Source organism: Crateriforma spongiae (genome assembly GCF_012290005.1).
GTDB lineage: Bacteria > Planctomycetota > Planctomycetia > Pirellulales > Pirellulaceae > Crateriforma > Crateriforma spongiae.
In genome coordinates this window covers 133,268-160,123 of record NZ_JAAXMS010000007.1, presented here as the reverse complement: position 1 = coordinate 160,123, position 26,856 = coordinate 133,268, and the positions used below count along the sequence as shown (strand labels likewise).

The window sequence follows — 26,856 nt, the reverse complement described above, 5'->3', positions numbered from 1 at the left end:
TTTCCTATACGCCGTGGGATCGGCGTGCTGCTCGCCGCGTTGCTTGCAATGCGGCCTTCAAAAAATGACGAATTGGCCATGGAACGGGCCAAGACCACCCCCGTTCCACCTCTAGCACGGCCAATGCTGATGAATCCCGATGCTTTCCACGCAGCGCTCGGTTTGACCTTCACCTTCGTCTGGCTGATGGTCGGTCAAATCATTGTCGGCAGCCGCTAGGCCTGCAGCAGTCGCCGGTACGCGGCCAGCATCGTTTCGACCGGATGCAAAGCCAACGAGTGCTCGCGACTTCGCAAAATCGACTGATTGGCCTGAATCCGCTTGGCATCCGCGATGCGGCGATTCAAATCATGCCGCACTCCGGCCAATTCGTCTGACAAACGCTGATTGACGTCGGTGACCTGTCGATGCCAATCCAGTTTCTGGCCTCGGGGCGGAATCGATTCCAACAGCGACGCCTTGCGATGCAGCAACTCGGGCGACAGATCGGCTTGGCCGGCAAATCGTTCGGGCTGGTACACCGTTTGGCGTAGTTGTCGTTGAAGAAACGCGATCGAGTCCTCGCTCGAATCCTGCGGCCGCACAGCTTCACCGTCGACACCGGCCGAAGCCTGTTCTTCCGCGATCGGCAACCGAATCGTCGCCGACAGCACCATGAATTGAGGGGGCGTCAGAGCGAAGAATTCAGCGGCGACCATGTCACCCAGTTGGTCGTATTTGCCGCCGCCGATCCCGTGCAAGAACAGGTCGCTGAGAACCAGCCGTGCGAACATGGTCGTCAACAACGCTCGCGGCCGAAGCTTGACGTCATCGTTGCATTGACTGCGCAGTTGGTCGGCCGCTTGATCCAGATTCGACATATCAACGTCGAAGGCGACACCGGCGCGATCGCTGATTTCAAGTCGATCGCCTTGACGCCGAACCCAAACAGCCCGCCTGACCGGCAAATCGTTGCCGTAGATCCACAGTGGTGTTTCCTGCCATCCGTCTTCATGGCCCAACGGTGGCACGGGGTGCGATCGGCTTCGTATCCCTTGTGCCGCTCGATAGACGGCCAGCGAGTCGTTGTAAGCTTTGGCGAATGCGGCCGCGCGATCAAAGATCCGGACGATGAAACGAGCGAAGGCTTCGGTGCGACTGACCACGCTGACAGGCAACTCCAGCGTCCGGGCCCCCAGATCGGCTTCCAATGCGTGTCGCGCCTGTGCCATGACACATCCGGCGAAATCACACCGCTGGATCGCGCTCTTGGCGTGCCTCCACAACAGGGTCACAGACGGATTGGTGACCAAAGGCTGCACCTGAGCGGCCAATCGCTGGCTGAATGAATCGAACAACGCACGGTCGGCGATCCGCCATTGTTCGTAGGGCACGCCCGATGCGGCACGGTCGAAGGCCACGGATTGCATGCCCACGCGACGTGAAAGATCGTCGTACACAGGGACCCGCACCGACGCATCGCCGGCGACGTCATTATCGACGACCAAGTTGATCGCCAAACTGTTTTGACAGGCAGCTAAATGAGACAGCGCGAAGTTTTTGAACCAAACGCCGGGATGAAACAGCGTGGGCTGGTGACCGGCCATGATGATCCGGCCCGGATCGCGGCCTTCGGTCCAGTGGACATCACGGTAGGCCGACGTGTACGCCAAAGCAGCACGAACGACTTCGTCGCGTCCCAATCGCCGCAGATCGCGCAGCGAACCCGGATAGCTCTCCGCCAACGCCCGGTTGGCTTGTGCAACGGCGTCCGCTTGAATCAATGGCGGGTCGATCAACCCGGCACCGTTGGCCGACGGTGCACGATAGGCCCGAAACGCTGGCATCACCCGATGCTTTGATTGCACAGACGCTTGCGTTCGTTCAAAGGCTTGCCTTCGCGGCATACCTTATCGATCGCCTGATTCAATACGTCGTTGTAATAGTTCAATCGAGTTTCGGCGTGATCCAACGAGCCGCCGAAGGATCGACTGAGATCCAGATAGATCAACGGCACCGGAACTTCAACGACTCGCAAATCTGCTGCGGCGGCTTCCACCCACAACTGCAGCGGCATGGCGTAACCGTTATCAGTGATGTCCATCTGTTGCAACGCCTCAGCGCGATACGCCTTGAACCCGCAAAACGCGTCGGTCAGATTGAAACCCAATCGTCGATTCAATTCGTTCGTGATCCGACGATTGATAAACATCCGTTCCGGCGGCGGCGCGTCGTCGCCTTCGTATTGCTTCAGGTACCGGCTGCCCGAAACGATATCGGCGGCGGAGGCAGCTTCGACGAAACGCGGGATCCGCTTCGGCTGGTGCTGGCCATCACAGTCCAAGGTGACCACACCATCGAAACCGTGCTCGATTGTGTACTGGAAAATGCTTCGCAGCGCGGCCCCGTAGCCCTGGTTGGATTCGTGCGTCACGACATCAACATCGCTGCGGCGAGCCAGAACTTCGGAAGTACCGTCGCTGGAGCCGTCGTCGACGCACAGAACGTGATCGGCGTACTGGGCAACTTCATCCAGCACTCCATCGACGTATTTGACCTCGTTATAGACCGGCAGAGCGGCCAGCCAGCGTTCGCCACGTTGATTTCGAGTCGCAATCTTCAAGAGGCAGTTCCCTGTTTGATCGTTTCGTTGAATGTTGAATGGGATTCGTCGCCCGCGTCCGAGTGGCCAAACCAAGTGGCCAAAACCAAGCAGCCCGTGTCCGAGCGGCCAGCATCTCGGTCGCCCTGACACCGCCGCCCACGAGAGTCCCCACGTGTGCAACCGCCGTTCCGGACAGCGCATTCTAGGACTGAAATCAACCCGGTCAAACGCCGTCACCAAGCAGCCCCACCGGCAGCGGACCGTGTTTTTGCCCAAATCACGCGTACAACGCGCGTTGCGATCGCGCAGTGGCACGGTCACCGATCATCCGCGCGACGCGGCGTCATGGACCATCGGAGCTGTGCGATTTCGGGCAATCGACCAGCCATGCGGCGCCCATTCGGCCATGAACAGCGTCGACGGTCGGCCGACGCCACCAGGAAGGCTACAGCTGCAATGAGCGAATGGGATCCCGTTCCGCCCGGCTGGCCCACACATTCAGTGACGGGTGCGACTGGGCCAACTGGTCGGCCAGCTGCTCCATCGCAAAGCGTTCGCTCCAATAATGCCCCAACAAGACCATGCCGATACCCATCGCCCGGGCTTCCAAGCAGGTGTGAAAGGTCGCTTCGCCCGTCACCAGGGCGTGACAGCCTTGCCGATCGGCGGCCTCCAGGAAACTGCCGCCACTTCCACAGGCGAACCCGACCACGCGGATCTCCATCGCTGGATCGCCGACGATGCGGACCGATTCGCCATGCACCAACGTCGCGGCACGGATGGCCAAGTCTTGCAATGAAACTTTCGTCGCCAGCGTACCGAAACGCCCGCCGCCCTCACACGTGCCCGCCGACGCACCGGATTCGCCTTGGGCTTGATCCCCCGTCGAAGAATCGCCCATCAAGGCGCTAATCCCCTGACACTCCAACCGCAATGCCCAACGCTGATTGATCCCATCGGCCGATGAATCAAACGCGGTATGGGCGCTGTACACGGCGATTCCATGGGACGCCAGCTGCCAAACCAATTTGCCCGTGCGATGGTCGTCGCTGATCCGATCCACTGGACGAAAAGGAATCGGGTGATGAGTCACGATCAAATCGGCTTGATGCCGGATCGCTTCGGCCACGACATCTTCGTCGATCGTCAGGCACGTCATCACCGATCGGATCCGTGATGAGGAATCACCGACCAACAGTCCAACATTGTCCCAGTCTTCGGCCAATCGCAGCGGCGCAATCCTGCCCAGACAGTCCAGCAAATCTTGCATCGCAACATCGGCGTTCTCCGATGCACCCGCATGATTCGGCTTACTCGGCTTCATCGTCATCCGGTTGGCCCACAAAAGAACAGAGCAGGGTGGAGCCCCATCGATTTGGCACCCGCCGCAAAAGAGATCGCTGTCGCGGAACGATGCGCCGCCAACACACCGTCGGTCAAAACGAACACGGCCAGGGACGTACCTGCGGAGATGGATCCAGAAATGGACTTGAAAGACGGTGCCGCTTTACGCCGAACGGATTCGAAGCCGAATCGCCGATAGAAAACCGGCGCCGGAATCTCAACACGATCACCAGAGTGACCGACGCACATCGCTAAGCAGCGAATGCAAGTCACTTCGGTGCGATCATACAGATCATCCGTCGTCCGTGCTGTTGCGGCGTGGTTTCGACTTTACCGACGGGTTCCAGCAATTCGATGACCATCTCCATGACCTTACGGCCTTCTTCGATGTGTGCCATCTCGCGTCCGCGGAATAGAACACTGACCTGGACCTTGTCCTTATGCTTCAAGAACTTTTCGGCCTGGCGGATCTTGGTCCGCACGTCTTCGTCACCAGTTTTGGGACGCAGACGGATTTCTTTGGTCTTCGTGTGGGACTGTCCGCTGTTCTTCTTCTTGTTCTTGTCGTACTTGTATTTGCCGTAATCCATGATCCGGCAAACAGGCGGCCGCTCGTTAGGGGCGACCTCGACAAGGTCCAGGCCCGCGTCGCGAGCGCGACTCAACGCATCTTCAGTGGGGATGATCCCCAGCTGTTCGCCGTCTTCGCTGACCACGCGAATCGGGCTGATGCGAATACTGTTGTTGATGCGAACGGTGTCTCGATTTTCAGGTTGAATATTTTTTCGTGCCAGTGCCAACTGAATAAATCATCTCCGGCCGGTGGGCAGACCGGCTCATCAGGGAAGGTAACCCGCCCGGGCCAGTCCTAACGTCAGACCGAGCCGCATTGGCGAAGTAAGGAAAACGCGTGCGTCGATGCGTAGTGCAATCGACGGACCGCGGCAGGCCAAAACGTTCGGTTTCGTCAAGACCAAATCCGCAGAAAGTATCCCGCCCGATTGCGGACAGCGTCAACAGCGAATCCCGAAAATCGCGATAATCGTTTTGCAAAGGTCAAGGTTTGACGCTCTTGACGGTCAGCAGGCCTCTGGGCAAACTACCCGCTTGATTCGCACCGCAGCGGATTCAGGCGTCCTCACCGAGCGGCCGATCCTACACCGTGCGACCCGAATATCGGGCGATTAGCTCAGTTGGTTAGAGCGCCACGTTGACATCGTGGAGGTCAGAGATTCGAGTTCTCTATCGCCCACTCGCGGGGACGTGAATGACGTCCCCGTTTTTCTTTGCCGAATCGTCTCTCTTGACGATTTCAGCGGTTTGTCGTGTGATCCGCTGCCCTGATGCCGCCGACGGTGTATCGTCAGGAAATCACTGGCACATCCGTCTGACGAAGCCATACTGCTGCCGCAAAAACGTCGACGCCAATGGTTCGCCCCCCGGGGATCTGAGTCCAAGACGACCACGATGACCAACCCGTATCAGGCCCCCGCAGACGCGACGATCGACTCGCCGTCGGCCGCCGCCGCGTCACGACCGAGCCTTCGGTTGCCCCGAGGCAGTTTCGGGGTGTGGCTGTCGGTGTACCTGTATCCGCTCTGGCTGATCGGTTCGTTCTACATGACTTGGTGGATCGCGTGGCGTCTGTTGGGACATCGCCCACGCCCCAGCTTGGACGACCCCAAATCCATCGGAGGAGTTCTGGACTTCTTGTACTACGTTCCCGGCATCCTGCTGGTCTTGATGCCCATTCTGGCTCCGATCGGCTTGGCTTCCTCTTTCCTTTTCCCGTTCAACGTGAAGCGAAAGACACGGTGCATTTGGGGAACGTTGCTGCTGGCTTTGTACATCAGCATCGGAACGACGGTCATTCACACGCTTCGCTCCGATCCTGACCAGGTCATTCAGTGGTGGTTTGATTGACTCGATCGACTCCGATGCAACGACCTGCCTTCGGTCCCCGCTGCTAAGCCAGCGAGGCATCTTCAAGTAGCTCGGCCACCCGATCGACCAGACCGGCCTGCTTCGGATGAGCGCTGGATCGCAACAGCATCAACGCTGTGCAACCGCCACCATACATGTCGGCTGTTGCGACAGGGTCGGCGCCGGCCCGAAGTAAAACGCTGGTAATTTCGTGCAGGTTCATCGGCACCACTTGACGATACGTTTCGACTCCGTTGGCCGCAACGTAGTGCAACAGTGTTGAACGATGACCGTACGAAGAACGCTGTGCAGCCAAGGCCGGGGACTGGCGAATGAGCCCCCCGAGCGTTTCAGTATCACCCGCCAAAACCGCGTCCACGGCGGATTCGAAAATCGAATCGGTTCGATCATCGCCCAACGCATCGACTTGTGCCCACTGTGAAAAACCGTGTTCACGCGCGACGGTTTCCAGCATGTCTTGCAGTGACAACTCCGATGCAAAGACTTGATCGACTGAACATCCCACCAGACGTGGATGCCATGACCGGATGATCGGCGCGACCGCACTGTCGGCCGATCGATGTGCCTGCAACAGCAATTCGGCTTGCCGCCGCAGCAGGCCGGCAATCGACAGACGTCCGTGGGGCAGATCCAGCAGGTCGGCGTACAAACGTCGGACGCCTCGCACGTCTTCGCAGCAGTAGATCTTGGGACTCAAATTCACCTCGAAACGGTCCGGATCAGCATCGGCCTGAGCAATCAGAATCTTCACAAAGGGCAATTGCTACCGGTGCGTAAACTCGCTGAAAACGAGCCACCCAGCCACCCGAAAGAACCAGCCAAGCCACTAATTCCCCCTAATTGGCCGGTTCTAGCCCGCAGATTCGAACGAATTGCCGTTTTTGATGCGACAATTTGTTGCTGCAGCAGCCCCCCGCTTGCACCATACACCAGACAGCCGAGTGGGTCATTCGGATCCATTTCGGCGGCAGCGGGGCAAGACGACAACGTAGCCACACCTTGGAAATACCGCCCATGCTAGGCCGCCGGAATTGGTCTCGGCTTTCTCGCGCGCAGCAAAGCCGAAAACAGCGTCGCAAAGAAGCTCTCCAGAAACGCCGCCGAACCAGCCTGATGGAACGCCTGGAGGACCGACGCTTGTTGGCCCAGGACGTTGCCGGTGCACTCACCGAAGACGCCAACTGGTCGGGCACCATCCGGGTGACCGGCGATGTCCAAGTCCCGGACGGCGTCACGCTGGATATCGATCCTGGCACAGTCATCAAGTTTGAACAAGGAAAATGGCTTTCGGGAACGGGCACGATCAATGCGGTCGGCACGGCGACTAGCCCGATCGTTTTTACAAGTGTCAATGACGACACGGTTGGTGAAGACTTAACGCCCGAGGGCGATGGTGTACCGGCACCGGGTGACTGGGAAGCCTTGTATGTGGGCTCACCCAATTGGAATTCAGCTCACACCGGGGTTCGCTTCGCCGGGGGCCAGGCGACAGCAGCGGTCGTGGCGGACTTCGCAATTCCGACTGATAGCGATTCGACCGCCTCCTTTTCATCAATGCAAATCGAAGCGAGTGCGGCGCGTGGGATCTATGTACAGTCGGGGAACCCAGATTTTAGCGGGGTGTCGGTTGTTGGCAGTGCCAACGTAGCGATAGGACAAACGTTTGCATCGGAGCCGACGTACGCCAACATCACTGCCAGCGGTAACGCCGGCGGGGATCATGTTTCCGTTCCGAGCGGCACCCTTACATCGGATCGCACCTGGGATTTTGGTGGTTTGACACTGCATACCACCGGTCAGACCACCATCAACAACAACGCAACGCTGACAGTCACCCCCGGTAGCGTGATCAAGTTTGGTACGAGTGGAAGTCTGTATGCCAACACCGGCCGCGTAGTGGCTCAGGGTACTGCGGAACAACCGATCGTATTCACCAGCACGCAGGACGATACGATCGGAGGAGACTCCAATGCCGATGGTGATGCTACTACACCGACGAGGGGCGATTGGAACAGTCTTTATCTGTGGAACGGCAGTTCGATCATTGAGAATGCGGAGGTTCGATTTGGTGGACGCGACACCCGGTACGGAGCACTCAGCGTTCGGGGCGGCAATGGCGGAACCTTCACCGATCCCGTCGAGCTATCCGACGTCCAAATCATTCATGCAAATACCACCGGTCTTGAACTGACCAGCGGCGATGTGACCTTGTCCAGCGTGAACGTCGCCGACTCGGGTGGTGTCGCGATTGGGCAAGCTTTCGTCACTAATGCCTCCTACGACGACGTCACTGCAACGGGCAACTTGGGCGGCGACCATGTTTCTCTCGGTTCCGGAACCATTCGAACCGATCGCACCTGGGATTTCGGTGGCCTGCCGGTTCATAGCTTCGGCACCACGACGATTGAGGACAATGCGACCCTCACCGTCGCGCCGGGTAGCGTTGTCAAGTTTGGCCAGTTTGGTCGGATCCGAACCGCTGGCGGTCGCCTGTTGGCTCAAGGCACCGAAGATCAGCCGATCGTCTTCACCAGCACCACCGATGACAGCGTCGGCGGTGATTCCAACGCCGATGGTGACCAATCCAGTCCATCACCAGGAAGCTGGTACGAGCTTTCACTTTGGAATGCCGGATCGGTTTTGGAACACGCCGAGGTCCGCTACGGTGGTGGCGACACGCGTTACGGAGCCGTCAGCACAAACAGCAGCGGCGGCGGGGATCTCACCGAACCCATCGAGTTGTCTGATCTCAAAATCATCGACTCAGTCGGAACCGGTTTGGAACTGAGCAACAGCGAAGTCAATCTATCCGGCGTGGTGGTCCAAGATTCCGGTGGCGTGGCAATCAACCAAGCGTTTGCAGCCGACGTCACCTACGACGATGTCACCGCACGCGGCAACCTTGGCGGTGACCATGTTTCGCTTGGCACCGGAACGATCCGCTCCGACCGCACCTGGGACTTTTCTGGCTTGCCAGTTCATTCCTTTAACACGACGACGATTGCCGATGATGCCACGCTGACGATTGCCCCGGGCAGCGTGGTCAAGTTTGGTCAGTTCGGAAGAATACGGACCAGCGGTGGTCGGCTGCTGGCTGAAGGCACCGCTGACCAACCAATCGTGTTCACCAGCATCAAGGACGACACGGTCGGCGGTGACTCCAATGCCGACGGAACCGATTCCACCCCATCGCCGGGTGACTGGTACGAGCTATCACTTTGGAACAGTGGCTCCGTTCTGGAGCACGCCGAAGTCCGATACGGCGGAGGAGACACCCGATACGGCGCGGTCAGCGTTTTCGAATCAAACGCCGGCAGTTTCACCGATGCGGTGGCCTTATCGAACGTGCGTATTTCCGATTCCGAGCGCACCGCTTTGGAACTCGGTAGCGGTGAATCAAGCCTGTCCGAGGTCGTCATTTTAGATTCCGGAGGCGTGGCAATTACCCAAGCCTTCGCAGTTGACGCGACCTACAACGGCGTCACGGCACGCGGCAACTTGGGCGGTGACCATGTTTCGCTCGGTACCGGAACCATTCGGTCAGATCGCACCTGGGATTTCGGTGGCCTTCCCGTTCATAGCTTCGGCACGACAACGATTGAGGACAATGCGACCCTCACCGTCGCGCCGGGTAGCGTTGTCAAGTTTGGCCAGTTCGGTCGGATCCGAACCGCTGGCGGTCGCCTGTTGGCTCAAGGCACCGAAGATCAGCCGATCGTCTTCACCAGCACCACCGATGACAGCGTCGGCGGTGATTCCAACGCCGATGGTGACCAATCCAGTCCATCACCAGGAAGCTGGTACGAGCTTTCACTTTGGAATGCCGGATCGGTTTTGGAACACGCCGAGGTCCGCTACGGTGGTGGCGACACGCGTTACGGAGCCGTCAGCACAAACAGCAGCGGCGGCGGCGATCTCACAGACCCCATCGAGTTGTCTGATCTCAAAATCATCGACTCGGTCGGAACCGGTTTGGAACTGAGCAACAGCGAAGTCAATCTATCCGGTGTGGTGGTCCAAGATTCCGGTGGCGTGGCAATCAACCAAGCATTTGCAGCCGACGTCACCTACGACGATGTCACCGCACGCGGCAACCTTGGCGGTGACCATGTTTCGCTTGGCACAGGAACGATCCGATCCGACCGCACCTGGGACTTTTCTGGCTTGCCAGTTCATTCCTTTAACACGACGACGATTGCCGATGATGCCACGCTGACGATTGTCCCGGGCAGCGTGGTCAAGTTTGGTCAGTTCGGGAGGATTCGGACCAGCGGTGGTCGACTGTCGGCCGAAGGTACGGCTGACCAACCGATCGTTTTCACAAGCACCCGCGACGACACCGTCGGTGGTGATTCCAATGCCGACGGAACCGATTCCACTCCATCGCCGGGTGATTGGTACGAGCTATCACTTTGGAACAGTGGCTCCGTTCTGGAGCACGCCGAAGTCCGGTACGGCGGTGGAGACACGAGGTATGCCGCGGTCGACATACGCAACCCGTCAAACGCACCCGATGACACGGTTCAACTTGGCAACGTTATTGTTTCATCCAGCACTGGAGATTCCATTGTTGTCGGAAGCGGGCATGCGACCCTCGATGACATCCGCTTGCTTGGCATTGGTCAATACGGTGTCAACGTCTTTGGAAGCTCAGTCGTGTCGGCAACCGACATGGACATTTTTGGTGGGGCAAGGGGCTTTTCGATCGCAAGTGGATCAACCGCATCGGTCCAGAACAGTAGCTTCGTCGGGCAAAGCGACGCGGCGGTCGTACATGGTGGGACGGATTTCGCCGCAGCCAATTTCGCACAGAACTATTGGGGGCACCCGGGTGGCCCCCACGACATTTCCGCGGCTGACGGACGTGTGAACGAAAACTCGTTCGGGTCAAGGGTCAGTGACTACGTCAACTACGACAGTTTCCTTTCGGTTCCACCGAGACCTTTGGGAAGTGCGGTCGAAAGCTTTCAACGCATCATCGGTGACACTGCGGATCGCTTGATCGTCCGGTTTGATCAACCGGTATTGGCTGATTCGATTTCGCTGGATGACTTTGCACTCAGTGGCCCGTCATCCACGTCGATCGCGTCGGTCATGTTACTGGGTGACCGAGTCGTCGAGCTCACACTCAGTGAGTCGATCCCCAATGCGGGTGCGTACACGCTCTCGGTCGGGCCAAACATTCTTGGTCCGGCGGGAACTCCGATGGATCAGGATCAAGACGGGACTATTGGCGAATCCGTCGAAGATGTATTCGTCGGCGTCTTCACGGTTGATAAAGCCGGTCCGCAGATCGTTTCACAGATACCTGCCACGACGATCTCGTCGGTGCTGCAAAACGTTGTGATCGAATTCAACGAACCGATCGACCCCAATTCGCTGACCACAGATGACGTCAAGCTCATCAGTCCATCGACACGTGCAGCTCGTGACGTTTTCACTCCGGTGCGTGTTGATGGTGGCTTTGCCGTTCGTGCCGCTCGTGCCATCGATCCCTTCAACGACCTTACCGGGGCGCTCGCGGTGCTTTCCGACGAGAACCTGCGTAGCGAAGAGCTAGTCGAGACACGACCGTGGATCAACTACGGACCGTCGGGAGCCAACTTTGGTGATGATTTCACAAACCCGCTTGAGGCTTCCGGCCCGGGCGACTACCTCGCCTTTGAAGCCACAGGAACGATCAGCATCCCCAGTCCAGGACCTTGGACTTTTGCGATCGGCTCTGACGATGGATACCGATTGGAGATCGCTGACTTCAGCGCAGAGTTCACAACCGGTCGAGGCTTTGCAACCGATCTTGCAACCTTCGACTTTCCGGCCGCCGGTGATTATCCGATTCGGTTTGTTTTCTTCGAGCTAAACGGTGGCAATGGATTTGAACTGTCAGCCGCTCAGGGAACCAAAACAGCGTTCGACAGCGACTTTCAACTGGTCGGTGATACCGAATTCAAAGATGACGTTCCAACGCTTGGCGTCGAACCGGTTGACGATACCAACACGTCCTTCCGGATCACCGTTCCACCGCAACCCTTCGATGGACTGTATGAAATCGAAGTCCAACCGGTCGCGCGAGACTTGTCTGGCAACGTTCACGATCAAGACGCAAATGGCGTCGGTGGTGAGCAAGGCGATGTTTACCTGGGCACCTTCACCGTCGAACGAAAGCCCCTGCGGGTTGTTGGACAGAATCCTACAGGCAATGTCTTCGGCGGCCTGGAGTCCTTTGAAATCACGTTCAACGTGCCCGTCGACCAAGGCAGCTTTTCGACAAACGATGTTCGTATCGAGGGCCCTGCCGGAGTGGTGGGCGCGACGTCGATCGAGCGGATCAGCGAAACGGTTTACCGTGTCAACACCGAGCGAGCCACCGCCGATGGTCGCTATGACATCATCATCGGTCCTGGAATTCTTGACCTAGGTGGCACCGCCATGGACAGCGATGGCGACGCAATCGCTGGTGAAATTAGTGACCGGTACGAGTCAGAGCTTTTCGTCGCCAATGCCGGCCCGTTCGTGACGGACGTTAACCCAACTGGCACTGTCCCTGCACCTTTGACAACATTCGAAGTCGCCTTTAGCGAAGCGATCGACGAAGCAACGCTGAACGATCAAAACATCCGACTCGTTGGTCCGGACGGTGCGGTGACGCTGTCATCCTTCAACCAAATCGCCCCACTTCGATACGAACTCGTCTTCCCAGCAATCACGACTGCGGGCGACTACACGATCGAGATCGGTCCGAATCTTTTGGACACCGCTGGCACAGCGATGGACCTCGATTTCGACGGCCAAGTCGGTGAAGATCCGGACGACATCTTCACCAGTTCGTTTACGGTTGATTCCGGTGGACCGGTCATTGTTGGCTATACCCCCGACTTTGTCTCGAAGCCATACTTTTTCATCGATGTCACGTTCAACGAAGAAATCGACCTGACCACGTTCACACCGGACGACGTTTCTTTGATCACGCCAGGTGGCGTCGTCAACGTCAGCCAAGTCGTCGGCATGGACACGAAAAGAGTTCGCGTCTCGTTCCCGACTCAATCCACCGTGGGCGACTACACGTTCACGATCGGTCCAAACATCAGTGATCCGACCGGCAACGCGATGGATACCGACGGCGACGGAATCTTCGGTGAAATTGAAGACGACCGCTTCATCGCAACGGTCAGCTTCCAAGTCCCCGACTTAGAATTCGTCGACGATCCAATCGTCGCACCGGAGATGGCAGACAACGGTGAATTGATCACAGTGTCCTGGACGGTGGAGAACACCGACAGTGCGGATGCGGTGCCCCCCTGGACCGACCGACTGGTCCTTTCATCCGACGAGATATTTGGCAATGGTGACGACCGTTTTCTTGCCGACGTCATTCGCAACGAGACTTTGGCCACAGGAACCACGTACACCGCGTCGACACAAGTGACGGTGCCGTTTGGTCTGGAAGGCGATCACTTCCTGATCGTTCGCACGGATTTCCGCGATCAACTGTTCGAGGCGACCAACGCGAACAACTCTGCGGTCAAGCCGATCAACGTCGCGGCGGCACCCCCACCAGCCGATTTGATCGTTGATGCAATCACCGTCGACCCTAGCGGCTTCATCGGCGATTCCTTTGGCCTGAACTATCGCGTCCGCAATGATGGAACGGCAAGAACGGTCGTCGATTCTTGGACTGATCAGGTCTATCTGTCGTCCGATGACGCCATCGGCGGTGACATCCTAGTGGGAAACCTGACGCACACCGGGGCACTTGATTCCAACGCCTCGTACACCATGCCGTCATCACTCGTGGTTCCGGCATCCGTGCCCCCGGGCGACTATTACGTCGTGGTCCGAACCGACGCAACCAATCGTGTCGATGAACCGACCGCGGAAGACAACAACTTTTCCATCTCGTCGACCACGATCAGTCTGACGCCGACACCACTGCCCGACCTGGTCGTGACAGCGATCACGCCGGACCCGAATACCACACCGACATCCGGCGAGTCCTACAGCATCTCGTGGACGACACGGAATGATGGCGATGCGACTGCCGAGTCAGCCTGGACGGACCGAGTCTACTTGTCGACCGACAACACGCTGTCCGGCGATGACGTTTTGTTGGGGGAACTGGAGGTCGACTTAAGCTTGGACGTCAACGCGTCCGCCACCCAAACACTCGACGTCACCCTTCCGGATGAAATCTCTGGCGAATACTTCTTCATCGTCCAACCGGACGCCGGCAATGATGTTAACGAAGGTGACGGTGAATCACCTTCCGAATTCGCAAGTGATTCTGTCGACATCGCACTTTTTCCGTATGCCGACCTCACCGTCACACAGGTCTCTGCACCGGAGATCATCATTGGCGACCCGGTGGACTTGACCGTTTCGTGGACCGTGCAGAATGTCGGTGATGGGCCGGGCCGAGTGGATCATTGGACCGATCGTATCGTGCTTTCACGGGACGACATCCTTGGCGATGCGGACGACATCATTCTCGGCGATTTCCAGCACAACGGATTTGTTCCCGTTGACGCCACGTACGAGCGCACGGAGATCTTCCAGCTTCCCAATGCTCTCCGCGGTCGCTTCACGCTGTTTGTCCAGACCGACCTGAACGACGTCGTCTACGAAACGGCCGACGGAGCATCGAACGTCGGGTCTCCGGATTATCCGGTCGATGTCACGACAGAGCCCTACAGCGACCTGCGTGTGGAGGACGTCTCCACCACCGGCACTCCACAGTCCGGTCAGCCGCTGGAGATCAGTTGGACGATCGCGAATCGCGGGATCGCGACGACCGATCGAACCGCGTGGACCGATTACGTCTACGTGACCGATGACCCAACCGGTGCCAGCGGTCTGCGATTGCTTGGCAGCAGCGTTCATGGTGGCGCACTTTCCGTCGACGGTGCTTACACACGGACGGACACGTTCGTTCTGCCTCGCTCCTTGGACGGGGAGCACTACATCATCGTTCGGACGGGCGGCCCCGATGAGTTTCTTTACAACACCAACGATGCACTGGGCGGCAACCAAGGGATCAGCCAGCCGATCGATGTGGAGTTCATCCCACCGGCCGATGTGAACCTGCGCGTCGCAGAAGTCAGCCTGGGCGGTTTGACGGAAGTCGACGACGGTACGCGAGTCGAAGTCACGTGGACGGTCCGCAACAACGGCCCCGAAGAAACCGAAACCGGCTGGCGGGATCGGCTTTATTTGCAGTCGACCGACGGCAACGAGGTGATCAATTACGGTCGCTTCACCAACGACCAAACGCTCGCGGCGGGTCAGACGATTACCAGAACGGAAGTCGTCACGCTTCCCCGCACCAGTGGGCTGTTTCGTTTCTTCGTCCAGACCGACGACGCCGGCGAAGTCATCGAATCGGGCGACGGCGAACTGGATAACATCACGTTTTCCGACACGCTGCAGATCAATCTTCTCGCGCGTCCTGACTTGCGAGTGACCGATGTCACCGCGCCGGAGGTGATCACCGCGGGAACCATTCTGGATGTCGCGTTCACGGTCTCAAACGTTGGAACCGCGGACACGCCGTCCGCCGGCTCGAGGTGGAAGGACCGCGTTTGGCTTTCGTCGTCGGCCAACAGCATCACCAGCGGCATCCTGCTGGGTGAATTGGACAACGGCTCGGCCTTGGCCCACATCGGAAGTGAATCCGGCAACGTCAGTGAGTATCGCACCACGGCATCGTTCTTGATTCCCCGAAACGCTCCGGGCAACTGGTTTGTTCTGGTTCAAACGGACCGCGCCAATCAGGTTGATGAGTTTCCCTTCGAAGGCAACAACTTTGGTGCGTCCGCCATCGCGATTGACGCCAACCCGGTGCCTCCACCGGACTTGGTGGTGACCTCGATCACAGGGCCGGGCGATGCGTTCGATGATTCATCGTTCACCATGCGTTACAGCGTCGAAAACCGCGGCGCCGGTGTGACCGATCCAGGCAGTTGGACCGATCAGATTTGGCTGACGTTGGGCAAGGACGGACCGATTCCTGCGCGCGGCGATCGACTGGTCGGGACCTATCGGCATAACGGCGTTCTGGACGTCGGCGAAGGCTACGAAGCGGAAGCCACGGTCAACATACCGGTCGGCTTGACCGGTCAATACTTCTTAACGGTCTACGCCGATGGTTACGGAAGTGTTTACGAATCCGCTTTCGAAGCGAACATCAATCCTGACGCTCCCAATGACTTTGATGGCAGCAATTACGGCAGCACGCCCATCAATGTTCTGCTGACCCCACCGGCGGATCTTCAAGTCACAAACGTCATTGCGGACGCAACGGGCCAGGGTGATTCCAAGTACACCGTCACTTGGGAAGTCACCAACAACGGGACCGCGGCAACCGATCGCGACGCTTGGGCGGACGCGATCTATGTCAGCGATGACAACGTGTGGGATTCCAGCGATCAGCTCGTCTTTGCCGTACCGCATAACGGCGTGCTGCAGATCGGCCAGTCCTACGAAACAACGGCCGAGTTCACCTTGCCACCAACGGCCGAAGGGTCGCACATCCTGGTCCGCACCAACGTCGATCCGAGGATCGCACTGACCGAGGAACAGAAGTTTCTGGATGAAGTCAAAGGTGTCTTATCGCGTATCGAAGAAGCCACCGGAAAACCGATCGGTGAGATCAACGTCAGTGATCTGAATCAGTTTTCGCGAAGCGAGCTGATCAGCATTCTCGCCGGCAGCGTGGGAACGCTGACGACGGTGTATGAAGGTCCCTTCACCGACAACAACGTCGGGGCAGCGGAAAGTGTCATCACCGACGTCCCGGCCGACCTTGCGGTCACGGACGTTGTCGCGGATCCGGCGAGTGACTCAGGAGAGCAGTTCCTGGTTCGCTGGACCGTGGAGAACATCGGTGACTTTGCGACCGCCGACGACACGACCAACTTTCAACAACACGTGTTTTTAAGCAAGGACCAGGTCTTTGACGCCAGTCGAGCGGTCTACATCGGACAAAAGACAGCTGTCCTGAACGAGCCCATCGAGGCCGGTGGAACTTACACCGACAAGATGACCGTCGCGACACCGCCGGGTAGCGAGGGCGAATGGTACGCGCACGTGTTTGTGAATATCAGTGTCCGGCGTGGTGTGCCGGGTGTCGCCGGCGGCTGGGGCAACAGTGCATTCCCCAATTGGCCCACGTACTTTCAATCACGCGTCTACGAAGACGGCATGCGAGCCAACAACATGGCTCGGTCCAACGTCATCGACGTCACCTACGCGGAAGCCAACCTGGTCATCAGTGATCTTTCGGCCGTCCCAACCAATCCGGATTCCGGGTCGGTGTTTGATGTCTCATTCAAAGTCACCAACGAAGGCACTCGAGCGACACGAGTCGACTCATGGACGGATCGGCTGTTTCTGTCCACCGATACGGCGGCTGACTCCTACGACTTTGTCCTGGGATCACAGAACCATTTGGGATCGCTGGGAATCGGCGAATCCTATGATGTCGAACTGCAAGTTCGTTTGGCTGACAACATCGGCGGTCCTTTCTTTGTCATCGCCCAAACGGACACGGTTTTCTCCGGGCCTCAGTCCTACACACTTCCGTATCCCCAGGCATCGGGCTACGCACGGACGATCGCCACACTCGACCGAGTCCTCGAGTTTGCCGACGAAGGTGACAACCAAGCGATCGCATCGCTCGACGTTCAGTTTGTGCCGACGCCTGAATTGACGATCGACCGCGTGACATCCCAACAGCGTGTCAACGTGGGCGACGAGTTCACGTTCAGCTATACGACCAGCAATGATGGCGGGGCGATTCCAGGCTCGCAGGTACCCTTCTACGATCGCATCTACCTTTCCCGCGACCGGTTGCTAGACGTCAGCAGCGATCACTACGTCACTCAGATCCGTCGTGATGACCCGATGGCTGCGGGTGAAACGCTAACCTTCGACCGAACGATTCGGCTTCCGCGTGGTTTGGTGGGCGACTATTACGTCATCGTGGCGACGGACATCCCGACACGTCCGGGCATTCGGCCCCACGGCGAAGTCATCGAGTCCAACGAAGAAGACAACATTCGGGTCTCCGACGTGCCGATGATCATCGAGGTCCCGCCGCCCAGTGACCTGCAAGTCATCGACATCACAGCGCCGACCGCGGCAACGGTGGGTGACATCGCGACGGTTTCGTGGACGGTACAAAACCGTGGTGATGAACCGGCACGCGCCCGGTTCGGTGACGCGGTGTATCTGTCGTCTGATTCCGTCTGGGATTTGGGTGATCCCCGTATCGGCACGGTCGATCCACCTTCGGTGCGAACCGTCGCGCCGGGTGAGACCTACACGGCGTCCCTTGATTTTGAGATTCCGCTTGCGCTGCCCAGTGACTATCGAATCATCGTCCGCACCGACATCTTCGATGATGTCATCGAAGGCGAAAACAATCGCAACAACACGGGATTCTCTGCCGACACGCTCAGTGTCACCGTGCCGCTGTTGCGTGAAGACATCCCACTGGATGACACCCTGGCACAGGGCGTCACACGCCTTTACGAGTTCAACGCAGATCCAGGCGAAACGATCCGCATCGATCTCGACTCCTTAGAGGACAAGGGATCACACGAGCTTTATGTTGCCTATGAACGTTTGCCGACGCCGTTCGACTTTGATGCAGCCTACGAAGGATACCTTCGTCCCGATCAGTCGCTGATCATTCCCGAAACACTGGGCGGACGGTACTTCGTGCTCGCAAGGGCCGGCCTGAGAACCGAAGAACCCGGTGACGAAGGCTTTGATGTCAACCAACGTGCCGAATACCCGGTTCAGCTCAGCGCCACACGAATTCCGTTCGGAATCACTGGTATCACACCGGACGCGGGAGGCGACGATCGATACGTGACCGTCACCGTCGAAGGCGCTGAGTTCCCCGAACAAGCCGCCGTCCGACTGGTTCGTCCAACCATCGCTGAGTTCGCGCCGGTGTCGGTTGAGCGAATCGACGCCACACAAATCGTCGCCGTGTTCGACCTGCGTGATGCACCTCACGGTCTTTACGATGTCCAAGTCCTGCATCCCGACGGTCGCGTTGCCATTGATCCGTATCGGTTCCAAGTGGAATCCGCCGATTCACTGCTATCCAACGCGGGCGTTGCAGGTCCAAGCCAGATTGACCTTGGTGCGACAGGTGCCTATTCGTTGGCAATTCAAAGCCTCTCGAATATCGACACTCCCTACACCGTCTTTGAACTTGCCTTCCCAAACATCGAGAACCGCAGCGATCTGGGGATCGACGGCCCTGCAGTGTCCTTTTCCGCCGGTCTGCGTGGTGACCAGACAACCGTCGCACCGTTGTTCGATTCGGTCAGCACTTTTGATTTCGCCAACATCGAACCTGAGCTGAATCTGGATGGCGTGTTGACCGCGCGCGGGGTCGCCATTGATCTGCCCGCCGGCGGCGTGACTGAGATCGGCAGTGCCGTAACGATCTATCCGGGTCTGCGACAAAAGCTCGAAGAAGACCCGGACTTTCTAAAGAACCTATCGCCGTTTGATCTCGACGACTTGGCCTTTGACTTCTACGTCGCGGCGGCGGCGACGCCAATGACCACGGCGGAATATCTCGATTTCCAACGAGACGAAGCCGAACAACTTCGCCAAGCGATCCTCGCTGACACCGATGCAGAACCTAGCCTGATTTCCATCGCGGGAGATCAAGACGCATTCGGCACGTTGTTCCTGGAATCGCTGGTCGGAAGCGGATTGCTTCGCCCCGAAGATGTCGCGCCCACCGCCGACGCGCGAGCCGAAAACATCAATCTGTTCTTCAGTCTTGTCGGCGGCTTGCTTGGCGGCGAGACCGGCTCGGGGATCATCAACGATCCGACGCAAACAATCGTCGAAACCGAAACACGGCTCAGCCAGCTGATCGAAGCACTCAAGCAGTACGCCGGTCACACTCCCAATGTTACCTCGGGTGGGAACATCCCAGACTTTGCCGATTACGATCTGGGGGCGTCGAACCCAACGTCGTTCGTCGCCTTTGAACTGCGAGCAGGCCCACCACCGCTGTTTGAAGTGTTCGAGACGGTCGAGGACATTGTCTTTGATGTCGACGATCTTGGCACCAATCTGGGTGATTCCGTTTCCATCACGGGTCCTACTGGAATCGGCGAAGAAAACTTCGTCCCGATTGCAACGCCACTGCCGTACAACGTTGGCGTCACTTATGACGATGCGGCCAACATTCCGGCTCGCGAAGTCCGTTTGGTGATCCCGCTGGACGATACACTTGATGAACGTTCGTTTGTCCTGGGTGATCTCCAACTGGGTGACCGCACGATCAGCTTGCCGCCTGGACGTCCCAACTTCGTCGGTGAGTTTGATCTGTTTGAAGAGGAAGGTTACGTCCTGCAGATCACCGCTGGCGTGGACGCCAATACTCGCGTCGCGTCCTACCTGCTTCGTGCCGTTGATCCCCGCGATGGCTTGCCTCCCGTGGATTCGGCAATCGGTTTGCTGCAGCCCGGCGAATCAGTCTCTGCAGAGTTCTTCGTCAACGCGGACAACGTGGCCGCATTCGGCACCGAAGGTCGGCTGGCAACGGGTGACCTGATCGAGATCACGGCTCGAGTCCTGATCGACGGAGGAGAGCCCATCGACAGCGTCGTTTCATCGGCGACGCTCGATGCATCGGCACCAACCAGTCAGTGGACGACCACTCCGCTTGGCGACGACCGGTATGAGATCAATTGGTCAGCCGAGGACGACACGGGCGGTAGTGGTGTCGCCGCCTACTCGCTACTGGTCTCTTTTGACGGCGGCAATCGATATCGCAGCGTTCTGTACCGTACGGGTGAAACTTCGTTCGTCTACCAAGCCAGCCCGGGACAGTCACCAGTCTTTCTGGTCCGCGCGATTGACGCGGCCGGGAACGTCGAATCGGTTGCCGACGGTATCCGCGTCCCACGACTGGTCCCAGAGATCAACCTCGGCGGGTCGGCTCGCGTCGCAGTCGTCCAGCCGATCGTGATTCCTGATGCACAGCCGACCGCCGACCAGACGGTCGCCGATCGATTCTTTGACGAAGCCGCGTTCGGAATCCCAGCCCGCACAAGCGCCACCAGCCCCAGCGCGTTCGCGCGGGTCATCCGTCCTTATGCGGCCGAGCGTTTGGCCACGATCCCGGGTGACTCCGGTGCGAGCATTGGTTCGCTTGCGATGGCGGTCGCTCCCGACGGCAGCCTACTCGTTTCGGGTGGATCGGGTCGAAACGAGCTTTATCGCATCACAACCGGCTCGGATCCGGTGCTTCTAGGACAGCTTGATACACCGATCTACGAGATGGTGTTTGATTCAGCGGGTCAGCTCTGGGCAAGCTCCGGTGGACAAGGTCTGCTTCAGCTTGATCCGACCAGTGGAGCCATCCTCGAATCGTTTGGCGACGGAGTCTCGCTCGGACTCGCCGCGATTCCCAATGAAAACGCGATCTACATTGCCACCGTGTCCGGCGTCCAAAGGTTCGACACTTCACAGCGAACCTTCACCGCCTTCTCACGTCAGCGAGTCGATGCCATCGCCGTCGACGCCGACGGAGTGTTGTACGGAACGACCTGGCCGACCACGACGGCACAGGGCGGTGCGACGGTCGTTCGATTTGACTTTCGTGGACGCACCGAGACCATCGCGACGCTCGATGACGGTGCCGAATCGCTGGCCATCGGCGCCCCCGATTCTCTCCTTGCCGGTGCCTTGCTAGTCGGTCACGAGGGCAGCGGCCGAATCACCGTTGTGGACCCACTCTCGCTTCGCCAAACCGTGCTCGCATCCAGTGGATCCGGCAGAGTCGAAGGTATCGAGGTGCTGCCCGATGGTCGATTCGTGGCCACGCAAGGCGAACAGGTGGATGTGTTCTTTACCGTCGCTGCCCCGCGAGTCATCGAAACCATCATCGCCGACGGACAGAATCGGGCGCAACTGCTCTTCGATGTCGGGTTGAACGCACAGAGCACCGAATCCAGTGGCAGCGCGACGCGTCCTGCCAACTACCGCATCACGAACCGCGATACCGGACAAGACGTGACGCTCGGCGCCGTTCGATACGACGCGGAGTCGCGCACAAGCGACCTTTTGTTTGAATCGTTGACACCAGCCGAGTACGAGCTGTTTGTCTCACCAACGGTTGAGTCCGAACAGGGCATTCCGATTGGCGGTGAAGGCTTTACAACAACATTCCGTGTCTTCGAAGACGTCTCTGTGTCGACGGGTGTGTCGTTCTCCAACACACGAGTCAATCGTGCCGACGGGACACTGTTGTTCGACGTCATCGTGACCAATACGGCGGACTTTGACATCGCCGGCCCCATCAATGTGACGTTCAATCAACTCGGTGATGAAAGCGTGGTGTTCTTCGGAAACGATGGAGCACCAGCCGACGAAGATGGTTTCCAAGTGCTAGCCGATGGCACGACACTGGCGGCGGGTACTTCCTCCGCACCCCAGACGATCGTCATTGCCAACCCGAACTTGCTCGATCTCAACTTTGACCCACGAGTTCTGGCAACGCTTCCGCCCAACCAGTTGCCCGCGTTCACGAGCAGCCCACTGACAGCCATCGCGGCTGAAGGCGAATACAGCTACACGGCCATCGCGGACGATCCCGATGGCAACCGAATCACCTATGTACTCGCCGATGCGCCTGAGGGAGCCTCCATCGATCCGAATACCGGTGAAGTCAGCTGGTCACCCGGTCGTGGATCCGATCCGCGCGAATCGTTCGAAGTCCGTGCCTACGATGCCCGGGGCGCGTTCGAGCGGCAAACTTGGACTGTCGATGTCAGTGGAGCCAACCGTGCCCCCACGCTTGCCCCCATTAGTGATGTATTTGCGATCGAGGGTAACTTAATCGAGGTCCCGGTGTCGGCCTTCGATCCCGATGGAGACGATCTGTTCTACTTCGCGGACGCTTTGCCACCGGGCGCTGTTTTTGATCACATCGGACAAACGCTGCGTTGGCGCCCTGGTGGAGATCAGGCCGGTGAGTATAAGGACGTCAAGCTGATCGTCAGCGATGGTTTTGTCGAAACGAGTGTGACGTTCGACATCGTGGTCGCAAACAACAACGTAGCTCCGACGATTGCACCAATCGCAGACCGCACGATCAACGAAGGTGATTCGGTCGCGTTCACGGTGTTCGGTGAAGATGAGGATGGGGACACGCTCACCTATCGGTCGGCTGTACTTCCGCCTGGCGCGTTCCTCGACCCCAACACGGGCGTCTTTGAATGGACCCCAGGTTTTGATCAACACGGCGTGTTTGATTTGACTTTTTTGGCGGACGACGGAACCGCCGTCTCACAAGTCTCCACAACATTGACCGTCAACAACATCAATGGTCCCGTTCAGTTCCCCGAGTTGGGTGAATTCGAGATCTTCGAAGGTCAAACGATCACACTGCGCATCGCGGCGTTTGACCCTGAGTTCCCCGTCGCGCCCGTGAGCCCCACGTCTGTCAGTGAAGACTTCTTCGTCGACTTCGAGGCTTTCTTGCCCGAGCTGACCTACACCCATGACGTACTTCCTGACGGTGCCACTTATGACATGGACCGTCAGCTATTCACGTGGACGCCCGACTTTGATTCCAGTGGCAATTATCAACTGACGTTCAACGCCAGCGACGACGGTGATGGCACGGGAACACCAACAAGCGATTCGGTGACGCTTTCGCTCAACGTGCTGAATGCCAATGGTGCTCCCGAAGTCACCACCGTTTCGAACCAGACCGTTGACGTTGGCGGCACGCTGACGATTCCGATCATCGCGACCGACCCGGAAGGATTGCCCATTGAGTTGGATGTTCGGCTTGGTCAGGCAACCGTGCTTCCAGACTTTGCCATTTTGACCGACAACGGCGACGGCACCGGTCAGCTTGTCATCACACCACAACCGGGCGACCGCGACGATTACCTGGTGACCGTCACAGCACGCGAGACAACGGGCGAGTTTCCACTTCAAGGGGAATCACAGTTCATCCTGAGCGTGAACAGTGACAACGAACCGCCAATCCTCTCACCGCTGTTCGACTCGGTTGCTGTGGTAGGCCAACCGATCTCGCTGGACCTATTCGTCACCGATGCCGATCAAGACCCGCTGACCTTCGCTGCTGACGGCCTACCGGATGGCGCCGTCTTTACGCCGTCATCGGTTTATGGCGAAGCGAACTTCCAATGGACGCCCACAACAATTGGTGATGTCACGATCACGTTCAGCGTGACTGACAGTGGCAACGGAGACGCCTCACGCGAGCTGTCCGATTCTCGAACGATCAAGCTTTCGGTTCGAGATACGAACGTCCGTCCCGACTTGCAGCCAGTCGGCAGCCAACAGATCCGCGAAGGTGAAACGCTTGACATCACCGCGGTCGCCACGGACGCCGATGGCGACTCGGTGAGTTTTAGCGCCGGACTCGTTCAGGGATCCGCGATCGGTCCGCTTCCGGCCGGCATGCAGTTTGACCGGGCAACCGGACGGCTGACCTGGACGCCGAACTCGAGCCAAGCAGGCACTTATCGCGTTCGGGTCACCGCGACCGATGGTGCGGGATCCCGAAGCGAAGACGTTGAGATCACCGTCGCCAACGTCAATCAGCCTCCGGTGTTCAGCACGCTGCCACGTCTGTTCGGCCGGGAGGGGGAACCGCTTGTCTTTGCCGTGACCGCTGGTGATCCAGACGGCGAAACACTGGTGTATCGCTTTGACGGTGATCCGCCGGCTGGATTCGAGTTTGATTCGGTTCAGCGGACGGTCATTTGGGACATCGACTTTGACTCCGCAGGCGATTACAGCCTGCCGTTCACGGTCACTGATCCCAGTGGAGCAACGGATACGATCGATGTCGAAGTCCGCGTCTTGCCAACCAACCGTGCCCCTTCGATTACGGCACCAACACTTCGAAACGCCGAGATCGGACAACCGCTTGCGATCGACATCCTGGCCGAAGACCCCGATGGTGACGCGGTAACCTTGGCGGCGACCGACCTTCCGGCTGGTGCGATTCTCGATTCGGGCAACGTGCTGCGGTGGACACCGCAGGCATTCCAGTCGGGGACCTTCACGGTTCGCCTGACGGCCGACGACGGAGCGATTCAGACCATACGGCCCATCACGCTTGTCGCTTCATTTGAACCCGCCGCGCCAGATTTAAGGCTTGTCGTCACGCCTTCGTTCCCGGCGATCCCGGGTCAATCCGTTTTGATTGAGCCCATCGCCGATAGCGATGTGACTGTCTCCGCTGCAACGATCAGCATCGATGGACAGTCGTTCGCACTTGATGAACTGGGTCGAGCGACGTTCGTGACGGATACACCCGGTCGCTACGAGGTCACCGCGACGGTCAGCGATGAAGAGGGCCGCATCAGCACGATCACTCAGCCGCTGTTCATTCGTGACCCGAATGATCGAACGGCACCGCGCATTGAGATCACCGAATTCGCACCGCCCGTCGTGACAGGCACCCGCGAGTTGATGTTCGACATCTTCGATGACACGCTGGCGGAGTATGCGGTCGAGGTTGTGCCTCGTGGCGGAGGCCAGTCGACGGTCATCGGTTCTGGCTCCACGAGCATCGTGCAGATGGTCACCCTTGACCCCGGTGACTTTGAGAATGGCTTCTACACCATTCGCGTCAGCGCCAGCGACCTGGGTGGGCTCTCGTCATCTGAGACGTTCGACATCGAAATCAATTCGGCGGACAAGACCGGTGCCGTCCTCGAATCTGCGACCGACATTGACATCACTCTGTCGGGAATTCCGGTCGCGATCACGCGTCATTACAACTCGTTGGTCACGTCCGACGCGGACTCCGATTTTGGATCGGCCTGGACACTGCCGCTGCTGGATCCACGCATCGCGATCGGCGGTATTGCCGAAGACGAGTTCGCCGCGTTTGCCGATGGCACCCGAGTCTACGCCACCTTGCCAACGGGACAGAGAGTCGGGTTCACGTTTGCCCCAACTCTGCTGACCGACTCGGACAGTGGCGTCGTGACCCACGCGCCCAGCTGGGTTTCCGACGACGGTGTGGACTGGACGCTTGCAACCCCGTTCAACGCGCCGCTGCGAAAAGCGGGCAACGAGTACTTCGTCGTTGGTACGGGACTTCCTTACTCGCAGGCAATCTTTGAGGACATCGCGTTCACGTTGGTGTCGCCAGAGGGCGTGAAGAATGAATATTCACCCTCCCGCCCCGTGGGGTCGGACGCGGTGGCGGCCGGGGAGGGCTCTTTTCGACTCTCCCGCATCGTTGCCGCCAATGGTTCGACTTCACTACGCGTCACCGACACTGCCATCATCGCGCCCACCGGTGATCGACTGACGATCGTCCGCGATACCGCCGGCCGAATTCAGGAACTGGTCGGTCCCGCTGGGGAACAAGTCTTCTACCGATACGACGATGCCGGACGATTGGCATCCGTACTGGATGCCGGGTCCAGCGACCGCGGCTTCTTCAGTTACGACGCCGAGGGACTCCTGCGTGACGACGCACCACACCTGGGCGGAACACGGCAGTTCCTCGCCGCCGACGTGGACGGCACAGTCTCCGGTGCACCCGAGCGCTACGAGTTCACGATCACCGAAGGCGAACTGCGCAGCAGCCCAACGGGCGAGATCACGATCGGCGTGGAAGTCACATCAGATGACTTTGATCCCGATGCTGCCGGCGTCGAAGGGCTGCCACTCGGTTACGGTTTCACCGAATCGGGACGCAGCGTTTCACAGATATCAATCGACTCACCGGGGACCTACGTCCTAACCATTGGTGGCGGCGACGGCGACTTCACCGCCGACATCTTCCTGGTCGGAGACGTCGACGGCGATCACGACGTCGACGCCGACGACAGCGCCGCCGGCGGCGACTTTGACCGCGACGGTGACATCGACAACGTCGACACCGCCGGGCTGACCGCCATGTTCGGCTTCGTTGCAAACCAAACTCCGATGGCGACAGGCAACAC

8 protein-coding genes and 1 tRNA gene (1 of these 9 running past the window's edge) are annotated in these 26,856 nt (G+C 58.6%); 4 read left to right on the top strand and 5 right to left on the bottom strand.

What is annotated here, in order from left to right; genetic code table 11:
- Positions 1-24 precede the first annotated feature (24 nt).
- Positions 25-219: a hypothetical protein gene (locus tag HFP54_RS18915; protein ID WP_146415814.1), complete on the top strand. Its 195-nt coding sequence runs from the start codon at positions 25-27 to the stop codon at positions 217-219.
- On the opposite strand, the gene HFP54_RS18910 is transcribed toward HFP54_RS18915, so the two are convergent.
- From HFP54_RS18910 to infC, 4 genes are all read right to left on the bottom strand, one after another.
- Positions 216-1,826 carry a hypothetical protein gene (locus HFP54_RS18910; protein ID WP_168566384.1) on the bottom strand — a complete coding sequence of 537 codons (1,611 nt, stop codon included), beginning with the start codon at positions 1,824-1,826 and terminating at the stop codon, positions 216-218. The genes HFP54_RS18915 and HFP54_RS18910 overlap by 4 nt on opposite strands.
- Positions 1,826-2,602, bottom strand: coding sequence for a glycosyltransferase family 2 protein (locus tag HFP54_RS18905; RefSeq protein WP_235952046.1), 777 nt, complete (start codon positions 2,600-2,602; stop codon positions 1,826-1,828). The genes HFP54_RS18910 and HFP54_RS18905 overlap by 1 nt, the downstream gene beginning before the upstream one ends.
- A 427-nt stretch (positions 2,603-3,029) precedes the next feature.
- Positions 3,030-3,908, bottom strand: coding sequence for a Nif3-like dinuclear metal center hexameric protein (locus HFP54_RS18900; RefSeq protein WP_235952044.1), 879 nt, complete (start codon positions 3,906-3,908; stop codon positions 3,030-3,032).
- Positions 3,909-4,197: 289 nt separating this feature from the next.
- Entirely contained in the window at positions 4,198-4,728 is a 531-nt protein-coding gene (gene infC / locus HFP54_RS18895; protein ID WP_145293445.1) for a translation initiation factor IF-3, read from the bottom strand.
- Positions 4,729-5,106: 378 nt separating this feature from the next.
- Here infC and HFP54_RS18890 point away from each other — a divergent pair.
- Together HFP54_RS18890 and HFP54_RS18885 are read left to right on the top strand one after the other, a co-directional pair.
- Positions 5,107-5,180, top strand: a tRNA-Val gene (locus HFP54_RS18890).
- Between the two features lie 215 nt (positions 5,181-5,395).
- Positions 5,396-5,851, top strand: coding sequence for a hypothetical protein (locus tag HFP54_RS18885; RefSeq protein WP_146415817.1), 456 nt, complete (start codon positions 5,396-5,398; stop codon positions 5,849-5,851).
- 43 nt (positions 5,852-5,894) lie between these two features.
- On the opposite strand, the gene HFP54_RS18880 is transcribed toward HFP54_RS18885, so the two are convergent.
- On the bottom strand, positions 5,895-6,623 hold the full coding sequence (locus tag HFP54_RS18880; protein ID WP_168566382.1) for a hypothetical protein: 729 nt from the start codon (positions 6,621-6,623) through the stop codon (positions 5,895-5,897).
- A 362-nt stretch (positions 6,624-6,985) separates the two neighbouring features.
- Here HFP54_RS18880 and HFP54_RS18875 point away from each other — a divergent pair, with 362 nt between their 5' ends.
- A protein-coding gene (locus tag HFP54_RS18875; RefSeq protein ID WP_168566381.1) for a CARDB domain-containing protein crosses the window boundary here: on the top strand, positions 6,986-26,856 show its 5' portion. Its footprint extends 12,175 nt past the window's final position; only the first 19,871 of its 32,046 coding nucleotides appear in the window; it begins with the start codon at positions 6,986-6,988; its stop codon lies off the right edge, out of view.